The 16,464-nt window shown below is 59.0% G+C and carries 12 protein-coding genes; 9 read left to right on the top strand and 3 right to left on the bottom strand.

Annotated elements, in window-relative coordinates; all coding sequences use genetic code 11:
- Positions 1-164 precede the first annotated feature (164 nt).
- Positions 165-2,720, bottom strand: a complete 2,556-nt coding sequence (locus tag A3224_RS10585) for a glycoside hydrolase family 3 protein (protein ID WP_067154236.1) — start codon at positions 2,718-2,720, stop codon at positions 165-167.
- 68 nt (positions 2,721-2,788) lie between these two features.
- Positions 2,789-5,311, bottom strand: a complete 2,523-nt coding sequence (locus A3224_RS10580; protein WP_067154233.1) for a TonB-dependent receptor — start codon at positions 5,309-5,311, stop codon at positions 2,789-2,791.
- A 246-nt stretch (positions 5,312-5,557) separates the two neighbouring features.
- Between A3224_RS10580 and A3224_RS10575 the strand changes: the two genes are divergently transcribed.
- The gene (locus A3224_RS10575; RefSeq protein ID WP_067154231.1) at positions 5,558-6,763 is read left to right on the top strand and encodes a helix-turn-helix domain-containing protein; all 1,206 of its coding nucleotides are present in this window, start codon (positions 5,558-5,560) and stop codon (positions 6,761-6,763) included.
- Between the two features lie 15 nt (positions 6,764-6,778).
- Here A3224_RS10575 and A3224_RS10570 read toward each other — a convergent pair whose 3' ends face one another.
- Complete coding sequence (locus tag A3224_RS10570) at positions 6,779-8,215, bottom strand: sugar porter family MFS transporter (RefSeq protein WP_082817489.1); 1,437 nt, start codon at positions 8,213-8,215, stop codon at positions 6,779-6,781.
- A 250-nt stretch (positions 8,216-8,465) separates the two neighbouring features.
- On the opposite strand from A3224_RS10570, the gene tilS reads away from it, so the two are divergent.
- From tilS to truD, 8 genes are all read left to right on the top strand, one after another.
- Positions 8,466-9,740, top strand: a complete 1,275-nt coding sequence (tilS, locus tag A3224_RS10565; RefSeq protein WP_231902359.1) for a tRNA lysidine(34) synthetase TilS — start codon at positions 8,466-8,468, stop codon at positions 9,738-9,740.
- Positions 9,741-9,926: 186 nt separating this feature from the next.
- Positions 9,927-11,555 (top strand): CTP synthase, encoded by a 1,629-nt coding sequence (locus A3224_RS10560; protein WP_067154229.1) that lies wholly within the window; start codon positions 9,927-9,929, stop codon positions 11,553-11,555.
- Between the two features lie 98 nt (positions 11,556-11,653).
- A complete protein-coding gene (gene kdsA / locus A3224_RS10555; protein ID WP_067154226.1) occupies positions 11,654-12,499 on the top strand; it encodes a 3-deoxy-8-phosphooctulonate synthase in 846 nt (281 codons plus the stop codon).
- Positions 12,500-12,597: 98 nt separating this feature from the next.
- Positions 12,598-13,884 carry a phosphopyruvate hydratase gene (gene eno / locus A3224_RS10550; RefSeq protein ID WP_067157845.1) on the top strand — a complete coding sequence of 429 codons (1,287 nt, stop codon included), beginning with the start codon at positions 12,598-12,600 and terminating at the stop codon, positions 13,882-13,884.
- A 95-nt stretch (positions 13,885-13,979) separates the two neighbouring features.
- The gene (locus A3224_RS10545) at positions 13,980-14,273 is read left to right on the top strand and encodes a septum formation initiator family protein (RefSeq protein WP_067154223.1); all 294 of its coding nucleotides are present in this window, start codon (positions 13,980-13,982) and stop codon (positions 14,271-14,273) included.
- On the top strand, positions 14,266-14,979 hold the full coding sequence (ispD, locus tag A3224_RS10540; RefSeq protein WP_067154220.1) for a 2-C-methyl-D-erythritol 4-phosphate cytidylyltransferase: 714 nt from the start codon (positions 14,266-14,268) through the stop codon (positions 14,977-14,979). Before A3224_RS10545 ends, ispD begins: the two co-directional genes overlap by 8 nt.
- The gene (gene ispF / locus A3224_RS10535) at positions 14,979-15,464 is read left to right on the top strand and encodes a 2-C-methyl-D-erythritol 2,4-cyclodiphosphate synthase (protein WP_074903184.1); all 486 of its coding nucleotides are present in this window, start codon (positions 14,979-14,981) and stop codon (positions 15,462-15,464) included. The genes ispD and ispF overlap by 1 nt, the downstream gene beginning before the upstream one ends.
- Entirely contained in the window at positions 15,457-16,422 is a 966-nt protein-coding gene (gene truD, locus A3224_RS10530) for a tRNA pseudouridine(13) synthase TruD (protein ID WP_067154217.1), read from the top strand. The genes ispF and truD overlap by 8 nt, the downstream gene beginning before the upstream one ends.
- The last annotated feature ends 42 nt before the right edge of the window (positions 16,423-16,464 follow it).

Raw genomic sequence — 16,464 nt, 5'->3', positions numbered from 1 at the left:
GGACTTAAAGGTGTTTCGAGTCCGGAGGGGAGACCCGCCGGATACAGGTGTGTCTCCGGCGGAGCTACAGGGAAGTGTGCTTTCGAAATGTCCGTGCGATTGTCTGAGTGCCCCAGAATCAACTGCGGCACTCACTGAAAAAATTCAGGGGTCCTTTTTCTCAATCAACCGCGACATTTCAATTCCGCCGATTCCGCGGCGCCAGGTACATATTTGATATTTGCCACAGCCAGAGACAGGGGGCCTTTACTGCGGAGTGTTAGGCCACTGGAAATGCGGCTGAAATCCGCACCGGCGCGGACGAAGCACTGCAGATCGATGGATACATTGGACCAAGTGTCGGGAGACTGCTGTTGCAGCAGGCCTTGCAGTGGCAACTCCGCAGCACAGTCGTCCCCGCAGGCGATAATCGCATCAACGGGACCTTCCGGCGGCTGGTCCACGCGGATATCCATGGTCAGAGCGGCATTTTCCTTCAAATAGCGGTTTAGGTTTTGCGGTTTTGGGGCCACCAGCTGCACGCTGCCGTCCCGCAGTCCTTTCCAGTGGATCAGACGCGCGTCTTCCTGGGATTCCATGTCGATGGATGCCACGGTGATATTCTCGTCGCTGCCACTACTGGCGCGGTTCCCGGTAACAGGCAATGGCGCTTTGTCCGCATCGGCGATAAACAGCTGCCATGGCGAGCGCGGGCGGGATACCAGAAGCCAGGCGTCTTCCAGTCTGCCTTCGACATAGGTTTCGCCGTCTTCCGGTAGATTGTTGCTGATTTGTGTCTGATCGCCATAGTTGAGACCGTAGCCGTAGGCAAACAGAGGATCGTAGTTTTCATCCCGCCGGTTCAGCACTGTCTGGTGCACCAGCCGCGGCCAGCTGAAGGACAGGCGTCCAGTGAAATCGTGCTGGATATTGCCCTCGGCATCGGTCAGTATCACGTCGGCGATACCTGCTCCCTCGGAACCCGGTAGCCAGGCGGCAACGAAGGCATCGGATGCATTCAGCTCTTTGTTGACCCAAAGGGGGCGCCCCGAAATAAAAATACTGACCACGGGTATATTTTGCGCCTTCAGTTTTTTCAGCAGCGCCAGATCGGTTTTTATGCCCAGCTGATATTCAATACTGGCCAGGTCACCGTGCCATTCGGCGTATGGGTCTTCTCCGTATACCACTATGGCGACATCCGGTTTTCCGCCGTCACTGAAACTGTCTTTGGTGTAAGTGCCGTCAACACTCAGCAGGACTTCACCGCCGGCTTTTTTTACCGCGTCCCGAATACCGTCGTAAATTGAGGTGGCGCCGGGAAAATCTTCATCGGTATTGCCTGTGCCCTGCCAGGAAATGGTCCAGCCGCCGCTTTGCTTGGCGATATTGTCCGCCGCGTCTCCGGCGACGAGAATTTTCCCGCGGGGGTCCAGCGGCAGCAGGCCGCCGTTGTTTTTCAGCAGTACCAGGGATTTGCGCACGGCTTCGCGGGCGATGGCCCGGTGTTCGGCACTGCCCAGGATGCCGCTTTTGCCCGCCAGTGGCTGATTGCGCTCGAAGAGTCCCGCGCGCAGTTTGACCCGCAGAATCCGCGATACGGCGTCGTTGAGTCGCTCTGCGGAAATCTCCCCGCTTTTGGCTTGTGCCAGGGTATTTTCGTATAGAGCCTTCCAATCAGAGGGAACCATAAACATATCCAGACCGGCGTTGATAGCCTGGGGGCAGCTCTCTACGGTGCAGCCGGGTACGAATCTGTGTCCATTCCAATCGCCGACTACAAAACCGTCGAAACCGAGCCGGTTTTTTAATACTTCCGTCAGCAGATAGGCATGGCCGTGCAGGCGCTCGCCGTTCCAGCTGTTGAAGGATGCCATGATGGTCTGCACACCGGCTTTCAGTGCAGAGATATAACCGGCGGCGTGAATTTCTGCCAAGTCCTTTTCTGAAACTTGGGTGTCGCCGCGATCTCTGCCCCGCGTTGTGCCGCCGTCGCCGACGAAGTGTTTGGCAGCGGACACTAAGTGGTATCCGTCGAGAAAACTTGTGCTGCCTACTTCCCCCTGAATGCCTTTGATCATCTGTTCGGCGTAGGGCCCCAGTATCTCCGGGTCTTCGGAGTAGCTTTCGTAGGTGCGTCCCCAGCGGTCGTCCCGCGCCACGGCGACGGTGGGAGCGAAGGTCCAGTTGACACCAGTTACGGCGACTTCCCGTGCGGTCGCCTCACCGATGCGGCGGATCAAATCCGGGTCGCGTGTGGCGCCGAGGCCAATATTGTGGGGAAACAGTGTCGCGCCCACTAGGTTATTGTGGCCGTGAACAGCATCGGAACCCCAGATAATCGGTATCGCCACGCCGCCATCGGAGGTGTCCATAGAGGCTTCGTAGTAGGCGTCGGCCATTGCCAGCCAGTCCTGGGGCGAAGCGAATTTATCGTTGTTCGGGTAGGTGCCACCGCCGTTGAGGATGGAACCGAGATGGTATTTTCTCACGTCTTCCGGGGTGACGTATTTGATTTCCGCCTGAATTAATTGGCCGACTTTTTCTTCTATGGACATTTGCGCCAGCAGGCTTTCAATTCTGGCCTCCAGTTCCGGATCTCGCGGCAGTGCCGGTGCCAGCCTGGGCCAGGTGTCGGTGCGTTCATTATTGGTGGGTTTGGGTGGGGTGTCGTCGCCGCAGGCGGTAAGTCCCGCGCAGATCAGCAATATGCCGACGGATACAACTTTTCCAAAGGACATAGATACTCCTGGGATGCGGTAAATATCGGGTAAAAAAGCGGGGGGCCAGCCCCCGCTTTTTGATCGAGTCAGAAGTTGACTTTGAAGCGCATGCCGTAGGTGCGCGGCAAATTGGTAAAGCGCAGGTTGTTGCCGTGATCGATGATCCCTTTTTGCGAGACCACTTCATCGGTGAGGTTTGCACCATAGGCTTCGATCCGGAAGCGGCCGCTGTTGTCGGTAAAGCCCAGGCCCGCGTCCAGGTTCAGATAACCGTCCACGGCATCCGCGTAATCCGGGTCACTGCCGACCACCGTTTCACCGTCCACCAGATCGTAGTCGGTATCGTTCCAGATGGTGAGGTAATAATCGCTGCGATATTGGGCTGACAGTGTCCAGTCGAATGTGCCCAGATCCGATTCGATTTGTTGTGACAGTGCCAGATTAAAGGTGAAGTCCGGGGCCAGGGGCAGTGTATTGCCACTGAGGTCGACGATTGGCAGATCGGTGCCCCATCCCTGGCGAGTGTCGGCCATCACCCCTTCTTTGATTTCGGCATTCAGCCATAGGGCGGTCATATCCAGGGTCAGATTGGCCGGCAGCAGGAGCTTGCTCTCAATTTCCAGCCCCGTAATCTCCGAGTCGGCAATATTGCGGTTCTGCAGAGAGCTGGCGCTTTCGTCGTCGCCGGTGGCGACGATCATCTGAAAGACCTGGTCGGTGTAGTCGTAATAAAAGAATGAAGCATTCAAGCGTGTTGGTACTGGGCCGAGGTCGAATTCGTTTTTTGTACCCACTTCATACATCACCAGTTTTTCCGGCGCGTAGGGCTCGGCCACCAGCTCGCCGTCGGGCATCACCAGAGTATCGTTAAAGCCGCCGGACTTGTGTCCACTGGCGATACTGGCGAAAAGCATGCTGCTGTCGGTCAGTTGGTAGGTGAGGCCGGTGCGGAAGTCGATATAGTCGTCTTCATAGCTGCCCTTCTGCTGTACCGGTGCACCGACAGTCCAGGGCATGGTGATGTCGGTGCAGGAGGGGTCTGTCACGCAGGCGATCTGGTCATCCAGATTGTCGTCAACTCCCCAGCTGCCAATACCGTCGAGCAGGTAGGCGTATAGCTCCGCGTCGCTGGCGCCCAGGATGTCATAGTTGCTGCGGCCCAGGCCATCGTATTCAAAGCCGGGGGTGCCGATACGCGAGGGCAGGGCGGTGCCCCATTCATCGCCAGCTTCAAAGAAAGCGAAGGCCCAGTTGCCGCCAGTGCCAAAGCGGGATTTCTCTTCCGTGGTATGGCGGATACCGGCGAATGCGGTCAGTTCGTCTGTGAAGTCGTAGGACAGATCGGCATAAACCGCCGTTGAACTGCTGTCGACATCCGGCATCACCCACTCGGTGCCCGTGTACCAGGTACCGCCATCTGTCAGACTAAAGAGCGCCGCTTGCTGGTCTTCCTGAAAGTGGAAGATACCGGTGCTCCAGGTGAGGGGGCCGTCGCCATTGGAGAATAGGCGCAGTTCGTGAACGGTGGATTCCGACAGAGTTATCCAATACTGGCTGCTGTAATTCTGCTGGTTGACCTCGTCGTGGCCCGGGAAGTAGACCCCGTCGTTGGCGGCGTTGACCTGCTCAAAGTCCAGGTCGCGGTAACTGCTGGAAAGCTCCACGGAAAACCCGTCGAATTCGTGGGTCAGTACTGCCATCACGCCCGTGTGGCTGGAGTCCAGATCCCCCTCGGTACCGCGATAGAGCACCTCGCGAGGGTCGTCGAGGTCATCGAAGTCGTAGCCGTTCTGCAGTGCCTGCTTGATCTGGGCACCGGGATAGCCGGTGCCGCCCTCGTCGGTGCTGTCGGCAACCACATAAAGGCTGGTCGCCTCACTGATTTCCCACAGGGCGGAAAGGCGGAAGGATTGCACATCCTCACTGCCCGCGGCGTCCAGGCTGCTGTCGGCAGAGGCATTGCTAAAGTAGGGATCGTGTTCTTCGGTATAGGCTGCGAAGCGCACGGCGAAGTTATCAGTCACTGGCAGGTTGACCGCGCCGCGCACACCGAAGGTACTGTAGTTGCCTGTAGTCACTTCGAAGTCGCCACCAAAGTTATCGAAGTCAGGCCGCTTGGTGACGATATTGAGTGTTCCCGCGGTGGCATTGCGCCCGCGCAGCGTGCCCTGGGGGCCTTTTTTCACCTCCACCCGTTCGATATCGTAAAACATGGCGCCGACCCCTCTGGGGCGGGGGATGTAGACACCGTTGAGGTGGGTGGCCGCGGCTGGGTCCCCCAGCTCGGTGTTGTTGCTGGAGCCAACCCCGCGGATATAAATTTCCATATTGCCTTCCTGATCGGCAATATTCATCCCAGGTACGATATTTTGTAGATTTTGAAATGAGGTCCCCACGCCGAGGCGGTTGAGGCTATCCTGGTCGAAAGCCTGGGCAACGCCGGCTACGCTCTGCAGCGATTGCTCGCGACGTTCCACGGTCACCACCACTTCTTCAAGTGCACTGTGTTCAGCTTGTTCTCCACTCTGCGCAGATAAAGAGCCTGTGGCAATACTGACCGTGAATGCCATTACCGCCCCGGCCAGTTGGTTTCTCTTGAATCTCATCATCACTGTTACTCCTTTTTTATTGTGTCAGAGGTTGCCGGCGCGGGGGCCGGCATCGGAGCACTTTGAATCAAGTCGCCCGGCCGATCGTCTTTATGCGTGATTGATCGCAAGTTTGGACGTTCAAATACCGGTAAATCCCAAAGTCAGACGCGGGCGCGACGGGCTGTTTACGCGCACTTGCACGGTGGGAGCTGGCCAATTAACCTTCGGCCGCATAACAACAATGATTGAGAGAAGACGCTGAGGATGGATATCCTGCTGTTCAATTTCCACGATGTCGTGCTGTTGATGACCAGCTATCAATGCACCCTGTTCGGGCTGTTGCTGTTTGTCGTCAAGAGGGAAAATCGACTGAGCAATCTGTTTTTGGCGCTGTTTTTGTTCTCACAGGCGCTGATCCCAATAGATATCCTGATCAGCTTCGGGGCCGGTTTTCGCCAGTGGGCCATACAGACTTCACCGAACCTCTTTTATGTCTTCGGGTTCGCCTACTGGTTGGAGGGGCCACTACTCCTCTGGTACACGCGTTCGCTGATTTACCGGGATTACCGGCTGACCCGTTTTGATCTGGTGTACCTGCTGCCCTTTGCCGCCTACGCACTCTATGAGTATTTCGACTATTTCCGCTTTGATACCGCTACCAAGGTGGCGATGCTACAGAATTACAACCTGTATGAGGAATCGATACTGACTCACGGTATTGGATTTGCGCGCGAGGCATTGCGCCTGACTTTCGGTATTCTTTGTTTGTTGGAAGTCCGCAGCTGCCGGCGTCAGATTCGCGACAGCTACTCCAATATCGAAACGATTGACTTCAAGTGGCTGTTGATCCTCGTGTGGGGATTTCTCGTCATCCGCGGTTGGGCGGTGCTGGTAAATATCGCCATCATTTTTTCCGCGCATTTGGACACATATATCAACTACCGTCTAATGGGGCTGGCCAGCAATTACACGGTGTTTATCCTTGTCAGCGCCATGATTTTCTTCAGCCTCAGCTATTCGTCCATGTTTGAAGGTCTGGAAAGTGGGGAAGAGGAAGCCGGCGATAAAAAAGAACCAGCAGGCGGCGAAAAGATTGCGGTTGATATGGCGTTGGTGGAAAAGCTATCGCGCCACATGCAGGAGGCCAAGCCCTTTCTCGAACCGGCACTAACTCTGGAGCAACTGGCCAATCAGCTCGGTGTGCCGAGGCGGACCCTGTCCATGACAATCAACCGCCATTTCGAGCGCAATTTCTTCGAGTTTGTGAATCACTACCGCATTGAGGAAGCCAAGGCCCGCCTGGCCGACCCGGAATGCGCTGATCAAACGGTGATGGAAATCATGCTGGAGTCGGGTTTCAATACCAAGGCCACCTTTAACTCCCTGTTCAAGAAGTTGGTGGGGATGACCCCCACCCAATACCGGCAACGCAACCGCCCGGAGGAAAAATCGGCAAGTGCCCGGGCGTGATGCGGTGGGGTGGGCTCAGCCCACCATCTGCTCCAGTTCCATACCTTTGGTTTCCCGTACCAGCCGAAGGACGAAAACGGCCGAGAGAAGCGCAAACAGCATATAGATGCTGTAGGCTCCAGCGAGGCCGATTCCTGTCAGCAGAATGGGGAAGGTCATGGTTATGGCGAAGTTGGCTCCCCACTGGGAAAGCCCGGAAACCGCTAGCCCCGATCCGCGGATCTGGTTCGGGAACATTTCCCCGAGCATGGTCCACATCACCGGCCCCCAGGAGCCATTGAAGAAAAAGACATAGGCGTTGGCGGCCACCAGTGCCAGCAGACCCATGGAGTCGGAAAGCACCAGGTTGCCGTTGTCGTCCAGGCTCGCGGTGGTAAAGGCAATGGTCACCAGGGCCAATGTCGCCGCCATACCGATGGAGCCCGCCAGCAGCAGCGGTTTGCGCCCGATGCGGTCGATCAAACCGATAGTGATCAGGCAGGCGCCTATGCTCACGGCACCGGAGATGATATTGATCATCAATGCGTCCGCTTCGGAGAAGCCTACCGATTGCCACAAAACCGCACCGTAATAAAAGACGACGTTGATACCCACCAATTGCTGGAAGGTCGCCAGCCCGATGCCGACCCAGACAATAGTGCGGATTTTGCCGGCATGGTCCAGGAGGTCGGTGAGCCGCGGGCGGTGGTCCACCGCAATGGAGCCCCTGATGGCATTCAGTTTCTCCTCTACCCGCTCTTGTCCGTACAGCTTGCCGAGCACAGCACGGGCCCTTTCTATCTTTCTGGACAACACCAAGTAGCGCGGGCTCTCCGGAATCCAAAGGAGGGCGAGCAGGAACACGGCAGCGGGCAGGGCTTCCATCCAAAACATCCAGCGCCAGGCCTCATAGCCCATCCACAGTGGAGTGGTCGCGGAGCCCGCAGTTTGTGCAAGCAGGTAATTACTGACGAAGGCTCCGAAGAGGCCGCAGATCAGCGCCACTTGGTTGATGGTGATCAGGCGCCCGCGCCAGTCCGCCGGGGCTACTTCGCTGATGTAAGCCGGCGACATTACACTGGCGGCACCCACCGCCAGACCGCCGAGTATCCGGTAAACTACGAACTCCATTGAGGATTCGGCCACGCCGGACCCCCAGGCACTGATCAGAAAGAAGACAGCGGAAACGAGCAGCAGCTGCCGTCGCCCCCAGGCATCGGCGAGGCGGCCGGCAAAGAAGGCACCGGCGGCGCAGCCGAGCAACATGGAAGCCACGTTGAAGCCGGTGCCGGCGGTATCGGAATTAAACGCCTGCTGGAGTCCGGTCACTGTACCGTTGATAACGCCGCTGTCGAATCCAAACAGGAACCCGCCCAGGGTGGCGATTCCGCAGATGAAAATAATGAACGGCAGGGGCGGGGTCTCCTGCCGGTGGCTTCGGTTAGTTTCGAGAATGTTCTCAGCTGATTCCATAAGGGACTGCCTATTCCTGTTATTGTTTGAGTTTTAGGACCTGTTCACTCTGTATTCGCCGGCCGCGATGGACCTGTTCCTCGGTTCGTATCTCGAAACGCGACTATCGGATGCAGGGTGAGCATGCCTCCAAAATATGGCCGCTGCAGCGACGGGTGATCATTGCCTAAAAAGCGACCGCATATCGTCCGACATTGGGTATTTGCACAAAGTTGAACCGGGTAAAAAGTCAGACTTTAGGAAGAGCCGCGTGAATCGACTGCTTAAACAAGTGGAGCATGCACTGCTGCAGCAGCCGCGCGAGGGCGTGCGCTGGTTGGGGTTCAGTGGCGGTCTGGATTCCACGGTATTGCTGTACCTGTTGTGTGAGCTGGGTGTTGAAGTGCGCGCGGTGCACGTCCATCACGGCCTGTCCCCAAACGCAGATACCTGGCTGGCACACTGTGCGGAAACTGCCGAAGCCCTGGGGGTGCCCTTCACAGCGCGGCGCGTGCGGGTGGATGCGAAGGAGGGCGGACTGGAGCGGGCCGCCCGCGAGGCCCGTTACCGCGTGTTCGGTGAACTTTTGCAGCCGGGCGATACACTACTGCTTGCTCAGCACGGTGACGACCAGGTGGAAACCTTCTTTCTGCGCCTGTTGCGGGGTGCCGGTGCCCTGGGGTTGGCGGCCATGGCCACCAGACGGCCGTTGGGGAGCGCGGTGGTCTTGCGCCCACTGCTCGGCACCAGCCGCGCCGAGTTGGCATCCTATGCCCGCGAGCGGAAGTTGCGCTGGATCGAGGACGAGAGTAATAGCGATCAGACTCTGGATCGCAACTACTTGCGCCAGGTGGTGCTGCCACCGCTGCGCGAACGCTGGCCGGTGCGCGAGCGGGTGACACGGGCGGCGGATAATCTGCGCGAGGCCGCGGAACTGCTGCGTGACCTGGGTCGTGGGGATCTGGAACTTTGCGACCGGAGGCGCGAGTCTTTCGGTGAAAGCCTGGACCTTGAGATGTTGCGGCGGCTGCCGCGGCGGCGCCAGAAAAACCTGCTGCGCTGCTGGCTGGCGGACAGCGGTGGTGATATGCCCGAGGCGCCGCACCTGCAACAGGCCTTGGATCAGGCATTGCAGGCGGGCGCCGACCGGCGCATGGCGGTCGGGCTCGGCGGCCGGGTGGCGCGCCGCTACCGCAATCGCCTCTACTTAACGCCGCCCCTGGGGAGACTGGCGGACGGCGAATGGCATTGGCAGGGAACTTCGGCTCTGCAATTGCCCGGCGGCTGGGAATTGCGGGCTCGCTCCGGGTGGCCGCAAGGGGATTACACCGTGCGATTCCGCCGTGGCGGCGAGCGGGCCAGGCCCGTGGGACGGCGCCACTCACAGACGCTGAAAAAATTACTGCAGGAAGCGGCGCTGGAGCCCTGGCTGAGGGAGTGGATTCCTCTGGTATACCGCGGTGAACGTTTAATCGCAGTGGGGGGGCTCTTTCTTTGTGACGAAGGTATTGCGGGCTCACTCGAATGGTGTTACCGCGGGCCCTGACGGCGGTGTACAGGCCGTGGCCCACGCGCTTGCTGATTGAGAAGGGAGCGCCTTTCTGGTAGTGTGGCGCCCCATTCTATAAGGCACCGGGATGGGCGGAGCAGCCTCCAGGGCAGTTCCGGAAAGTCGCCCGGGCCGGCCCCGCATCCCCGATCCCATCGGGCATTCAACTGACCAAGGTTTTGCATGACGCGCTATATTTTTGTCACTGGTGGCGTGGTTTCCTCTTTGGGGAAAGGTATCGCCTCCGCTTCCCTGGCCGCCATTCTCGAAGCCCGCGGCCTCAAGGTCACCATTCTCAAGCTGGATCCCTACATTAATGTGGACCCGGGCACCATGAGCCCCTTCCAGCACGGCGAGGTGTATGTCACCGAAGACGGTGCCGAGACGGATCTGGACCTGGGCCATTACGAGCGCTTTATCCGCACGCGCATGAGCAAGCGCAACAACTTTACCACCGGCCGTGTTTACGAAACCGTATTGCGCAAAGAGCGCCGCGGCGATTATCTGGGGGGGACCGTTCAGGTGATCCCCCATATCACCGACGAGATCAAGCGCCGCGTGGTCGAGGGCGGCCGCGATGTGGACGTGGCCATCGTTGAGATTGGCGGTACCGTGGGCGACATAGAGTCTCAGCCCTTCCTGGAGTCCGTGCGTCAGTTGCGCGTGGAGCTCGGGCTAAACCGGGCGCTGCTGATCCATCTGAGCTATGTGCCCTACATCACCACTGCCGGTGAAACCAAGACCAAGCCGACCCAGCACTCGGTGAAAGAACTGCGCTCCATCGGTCTGCAGCCGGATATACTGCTGTGCCGCTCCGAGCGGGAAATCGATGAAGATTCCCGCCGTAAGATCGCCCTCTTTACCAATGTGGAAGAGCGCGCAGTGGTGCCCTTGCCGGATGCCAGGACTATCTACGGTGTACCGCGCTTGCTGCACAGCCACGGTCTCGACGATATCGTGGTCGAAAAGCTGCAGCTGGAGTGCGATGCGCCGGACCTGTCCGAATGGGATGCGGTGGTCGATGGCAAGCTGAACCCGCAGCACGAAGTGAAGATCGCCATGGTCGGCAAATACATGGAGCTGCTGGACGCCTACAAATCCCTGATCGAAGCCCTGACCCACGCTGGTATCAAACACCGCTGCAAGGTGGATATCGACTATATCAATGCTGAAGATGTGGAGGGTGAGAATGGCATAGAGCTGATTAAAGGCGCCGACGCCATTCTGGTACCCGGCGGTTTTGGCGAGCGCGGCCTGGAGGGCAAGCTGGAAGCGGTGCGCTACGCGCGCGAAAACAACATTCCCTTCCTGGGGATCTGCCTCGGCCTGCAGTCGGTGGTAATCGAATACGCCCGCAATGTGTTGGGCCTGAAGGATGCCAACAGCACAGAGTTCGACGTCAAGACCCCACACCCGGTCATCGGTCTCATCACCGAATGGATCGATAGCGACGGGAATGTGGAGAAGCGCGACGAGCACTCCGATCTCGGCGGCACTATGCGCTTGGGAGGGCAGGAATGCCGCCTGACCAAGGACAGCAAGGCGCGGGAAATATACGGTTCCGACGTCATTGTCGAACGCCATCGCCACCGTTACGAAGTGAACAACAACTACGTCGACCGCCTGCAAAAAGCCGGGCTGAAAATCGGCGGCTGGTCCGCGGACGACACCCTGGTGGAAATGGTGGAGTTGCCGGAGCACCCCTGGTTTATCGCCTGTCAGTTCCACCCGGAGTTCACCTCAACGCCGCGGGATGGCCACCCATTGTTTGAGAGCTTTATCGCTGCGGCAATGGAGCAGCATAAAAAATAAAGTTTTGGTGCGGCGGCTCGGCTGCACTTGGAGCCGCGCAAGAAAATCTTAACGACGAGCCCCGCTCCCGGTTTACCGGGGACGGGGAAAAGGAAGCTATGAAAACCATTGAAGTCGGAAATATCCAGGTCGCGAACGACAAACCCTTCGCGCTATTTGGTGGCATGAATGTGCTGGAGTCCCGCGACCTGGCCATGCGGGTGGCGGAGCACTATGTTGCGGTCACCGAGAAATTGGGTATTCCATACATCTTTAAGGCGTCCTTCGATAAAGCCAACCGCTCTTCTATCCACTCCTACCGCGGTCCGGGTATGGAAGAGGGTTTGAAAATATTCGAGGAGATCAAAAAGACCTTCAATGTGCCGCTGATCACCGATGTTCACGAACCGCACCAGGCAGCACCGGTGGCGGAAGTGGTGGATGTGATCCAGCTGCCCGCTTTCCTCGCCCGTCAAACCGATCTGGTGGCGGCTATGGCCAAGACCGGCGCGGTGATCAATGTGAAAAAACCGCAGTTTATGAGCCCGCCACAGGTCAAAAACGTGGTGGAGAAATTTGCCGAATGCGGCAATGAAAAAATCATACTGTGCGAGCGCGGCGCCTGCTTTGGTTACGATAACCTGGTGGTGGACATGCTCGGCTTCCGCACCATGATAGATGCTTCTGGTGGCGCCCCGCTGATTTTCGACGTCACCCATTCGCTGCAAATGCGCGATCCCGGTGGTGCCGCTTCCGGAGGGCGCCGCGCCCAGGTCACGGAGCTGGCGCGCGCTGGCCTCGCCATCGGTATCGCGGGCCTCTTCCTGGAAGCCCATCCAGATCCGGATAAGGCCTTGTGCGACGGTCCCAGTGCGCTGCCGCTCGACAAACTGGAACCCTTCCTGGCGCAGATGAAAGCCGTGGACGACCTGGTCAAGGGCTTTGCGCCGCTGGATACCCAATAAATGATACCGGGGCCGCGCACCGGCTTGCCCGGTAGAATGCGGCCCCACAAAAACAACCATCGATTTGCCATTCACCCACAAACATGGAGCCCTTGTTCATGAGCAAGATTGTTGCCGTAAAAGCGTTTGAAGTGCTGGATTCCCGCGGTAATCCCACCGTTGAGGCGGAGGTCATCCTGGAAGATGGTTCCATCGGCAGCGCCTGTGCCCCCTCTGGCGCCTCTACTGGCTCCCGCGAAGCGCTGGAACTGCGCGACGGCGACAAGAGCCGCTATCTGGGCAAGGGCGTGTTGAAAGCCGTGGAAAACGTCAACACCATCATCGCCGACCTGTTGAAGGGTATGGACGCAACCGATCAGCGCGCCCTGGACAAGGCGATGCTCGACGCCGACGGCACCGAAAATAAATCCAAACTGGGCGCCAACGCCATTTTGGCGGTTTCCCTGGCGGCGGCCAAGGCGGCGGCGGCGAGTAAAAACATTCCGCTGTATCAGCATATCGCCGAGTTGAACGGCACCGCTGGCCAGTACACCATGCCGGTGCCCATGATGAACATCCTCAATGGCGGTGAACACGCCGACAATAACGTGGATATTCAGGAGTTCATGATCCAGCCGGTCAAGGCCACAAGCTTTGCCGAAGCGCTGCGCCAGGGCGCTGAAGTTTTCCACACCCTGAAAAAAGTACTCTCCGCCAAGGGGCTGAACACCGCTGTTGGCGACGAAGGCGGCTTCGCGCCCAATCTGCCCTCCAATGAAGCGGCTCTGCAAGTGATCGCCGAGGCCGTGGAAAAGGCGGGTTACACCCTGGGCGAGGACATCACTCTGGCTCTGGACTGTGCATCCTCTGAATTTTACAAAGACGGGCAATACCAGCTCTCCGGTGAGGGCAAACAATTCGACAGCGCCGGTTTCGCCGATTACCTGGCCGAGTTGTCCGGCAACTACCCCATTTTGTCCATCGAAGACGGTATGGATGAAAGTGACTGGGATGGCTGGAAACTGCTCACCGATAAGATTGGTGGCAAGGTACAACTGGTGGGTGACGACCTGTTCGTGACCAATACCAAAATCCTCAAGGAGGGTATCGAAAAGGGCGTGGGCAACTCGATCCTGATCAAGTTTAATCAGATCGGCTCCCTGTCCGAGACGCTGGACGCCATCAAAATGGCCAAAGACGCGGGCTACACTGCAGTGATCTCACACCGCTCCGGGGAAACCGAGGACACCACCATCGCCGATCTGGCAGTGGCCACTGCCGCGGGTCAGATCAAAACTGGTTCCCTGTGCCGCTCCGATCGCGTGGCCAAGTATAACCGCCTGCTGCGTATCGAAGCGGAGCTGGAAGGTGCGGCACCCTACCGCGGCCGCGCCGAATTCCGTTAAGCCACCCGGGCCCTGGACCGGAGTATTTCCGTAGACAGCGGAGGTGCCCGGTCCGGTACGGCTTTCCGGCCCCGCTTTATTAAATGTAATTTCCCATGAAATGGCTGCTGGCACTTCTCTCTGTCATGCTGATCGCCACCCAGTTCCGTCTCTGGGTGGGTGAGGGCAGTTTGGCGGAAGTGACGCGTCTGAAGCGCGAGCTGGCCGAGCAGCGCAAAAAGAATGCCGCTTTGTTGCGGGAAAATCGTCAACTGCTGCGCGAAGTGCGCAGCCTCAAGGAAGGTACCGATGGTGTCGAGGCCAAGGCGCGTTACGACCTCGGCCTAATCAAGGAAGGCGAAACCCTGTTTATCTTCCTCGACCCGGAAGAGGTCAAGAAACGTGATTAGCGGATTCTGGGTAGTCGTGCCCGCCGCCGGCGTCGGCAGGCGCATGGGGGCGGACAGACCCAAGCAGTACCTGCCTTTGCTGGGACGCCCACTGCTGTCCCTGACGCTGCGCAATATTTTGGGCTGGCCCGGGCTGGCCGGTGTGGTGGTCGCACTGTCTGACCGCGATAGCGACTTTTCCTATCTGAGCGAATCGAAGGACCCGCGGGTACACCGGGTGACTGGCGGTGCGGAGCGTGCCGATTCCGTACTGGCCGCGCTCGATTTTCTCGCTGCGCGGGAAGCACCCGAAACACCAGTGCTGGTACACGATGCCGCCCGCCCCTGTGTGGCGCTGGAAGATATTGAAAAGCTATTGCGGGCGGAGCCCGTTGCGCTGCTTGCACAGCCCGCCAGCGATACGGTCAAGCTGAGCCGCAAAGATGAAAGCGGGCCCAGTGTTGACAGGACGCTGGACCGCGGCAGTATCTGGCTGGCTCAGACCCCTCAGCGGGCGCCGCTGGGACTGCTGCACGCCTGCCTGCGCCGCGCTTTGGCACAAGGCGCCGAGGTGACCGACGAGGCCAGTGCGCTGGAGTTTTGCGGACACAGCCCGCGGCTGGTGCCCGGCCGCAGCGACAATATCAAGGTCACCCATCCCCCCGATATCGTGCTGGCAGAAACCATTCTGCGACTGCGCTATGCCCCTACAGAGGACAATCGATAGTGAGTTTTCGAATCGGCCAGGGCTTTGACGTGCATGCGTTTGGCCCGGGCGACCATGTAATGCTAGGCGGTGTGGCGATTCCCCATGAACGCGGCCTCAAGGCGCACTCCGACGGCGACGTACTGCTGCATGCGCTGGCTGACGCACTGCTGGGCGCTCTGGCCCTGGGGGATATCGGCCATCATTTTCCCGACACCGATGCCGCCTATGCCGGTGCAGACAGCCGTTTGCTGCTGCGCCATGTGATGGGGTTGATTGCCGAGCGCGGTTATCGCCTGGTGAATGCGGATTGCACCCTGATCGCCCAGGCACCCAAAATGGCCCCCCATATCGAGGCGATGCGAGCGAATATCGCTGCGGATTGCAGAGTGGATCGCGGCGCGATCAGCGTCAAGGCCACCACCAGCGAGAAGCTCGGATTTACCGGGCGAGGAGAGGGTATCGCCGCCCAGGCAACAGTTTTGCTTCAACGCGCCGATGACTGACTGGAATCTGGACTGGCCCCGGGCTCTGGGCGGCGCGGCAATTGCAGGCGATTTCCGCTGTACTCCCGATGACTTTGTCGTCGATGAATTGGCTGAACCGCCGCGGGATGACAGTGGCGGTGCCGAGCACATCTATTTGCAAATACGCAAGCGCGGCGCAAATACTGCTTGGGTGGCCCGTCAACTGGCGGATCTGGCCGGCGTGCATAGCCGGGATGTGGGGTTTTACGGTCTCAAGGATCGCCACGCCGTCACTACGCAATGGTTCAGCGTCTGGTTGGGGCAGAAACCGGAGCCGGACTGGACTCGGGTGAACAGTGCCGAATTAAAGGTGCTGCAATGTTACCGGGGACCGCGCAAGCTGCGCCGCGGCGAGCACCTCGGCAACCGCTTCATCATTCGGCTGCGCAATATCCGCGGCGAGCGACCGAAGGCGGAGGAAGTGCTGGAGCGGATTGCCAGCGGAGTACCCAATTTCTTCGGCGAACAGCGCTTTGGCCGCGAGGGCAATAACCTCGACCTGGCGCGGCGCCTGGCGGAAGAGGCGGGGCGCTGCCGCAGAAGTGAAAAGTCTTTTGCCATGTCCGCCGCGCGCAGTTGGTTGTTTAATCTTGTGCTGGCGGAGAGGGTGCGTTTGGGGTGCTGGCGGGAGTCCATCGCCGGCGAGCCCGAGCCGGCGCCCAGTGGCCCCCTCTGGGGGCGCGGCAGAAATCGTGCCGAAGGTGAACTTGCCGAGCTGGAATCCCGGGTTCTGGCGCCCTGGAAACCTTGGTGTGACTGGTTGGAGCACTGTGGTTTGCAGCAGGAGCGGCGCCCTCTGGTGCTGCGGCCGCAGGCATTTTCCCGGCAGTGGGAAAATGGTGATCTGATACTGGAGTTCGCTTTGCCGGTGGGCGCTTTCGCAACGGCGGTGCTGCGGGAGGCCGCGGCGCTGGTCAACGTATCCGGCGCCCAATAGAATCCGATCCCAAAGCGGTACCGGCGCCTCAAATGTATTGAA

Source organism: Microbulbifer thermotolerans, from assembly GCF_001617625.1.
Classification (GTDB): domain Bacteria; phylum Pseudomonadota; class Gammaproteobacteria; order Pseudomonadales; family Cellvibrionaceae; genus Microbulbifer; species Microbulbifer thermotolerans.
Note: the sequence above shows the minus strand (reverse complement) of the source record. Positions and strands in the feature narration are given on the sequence as shown.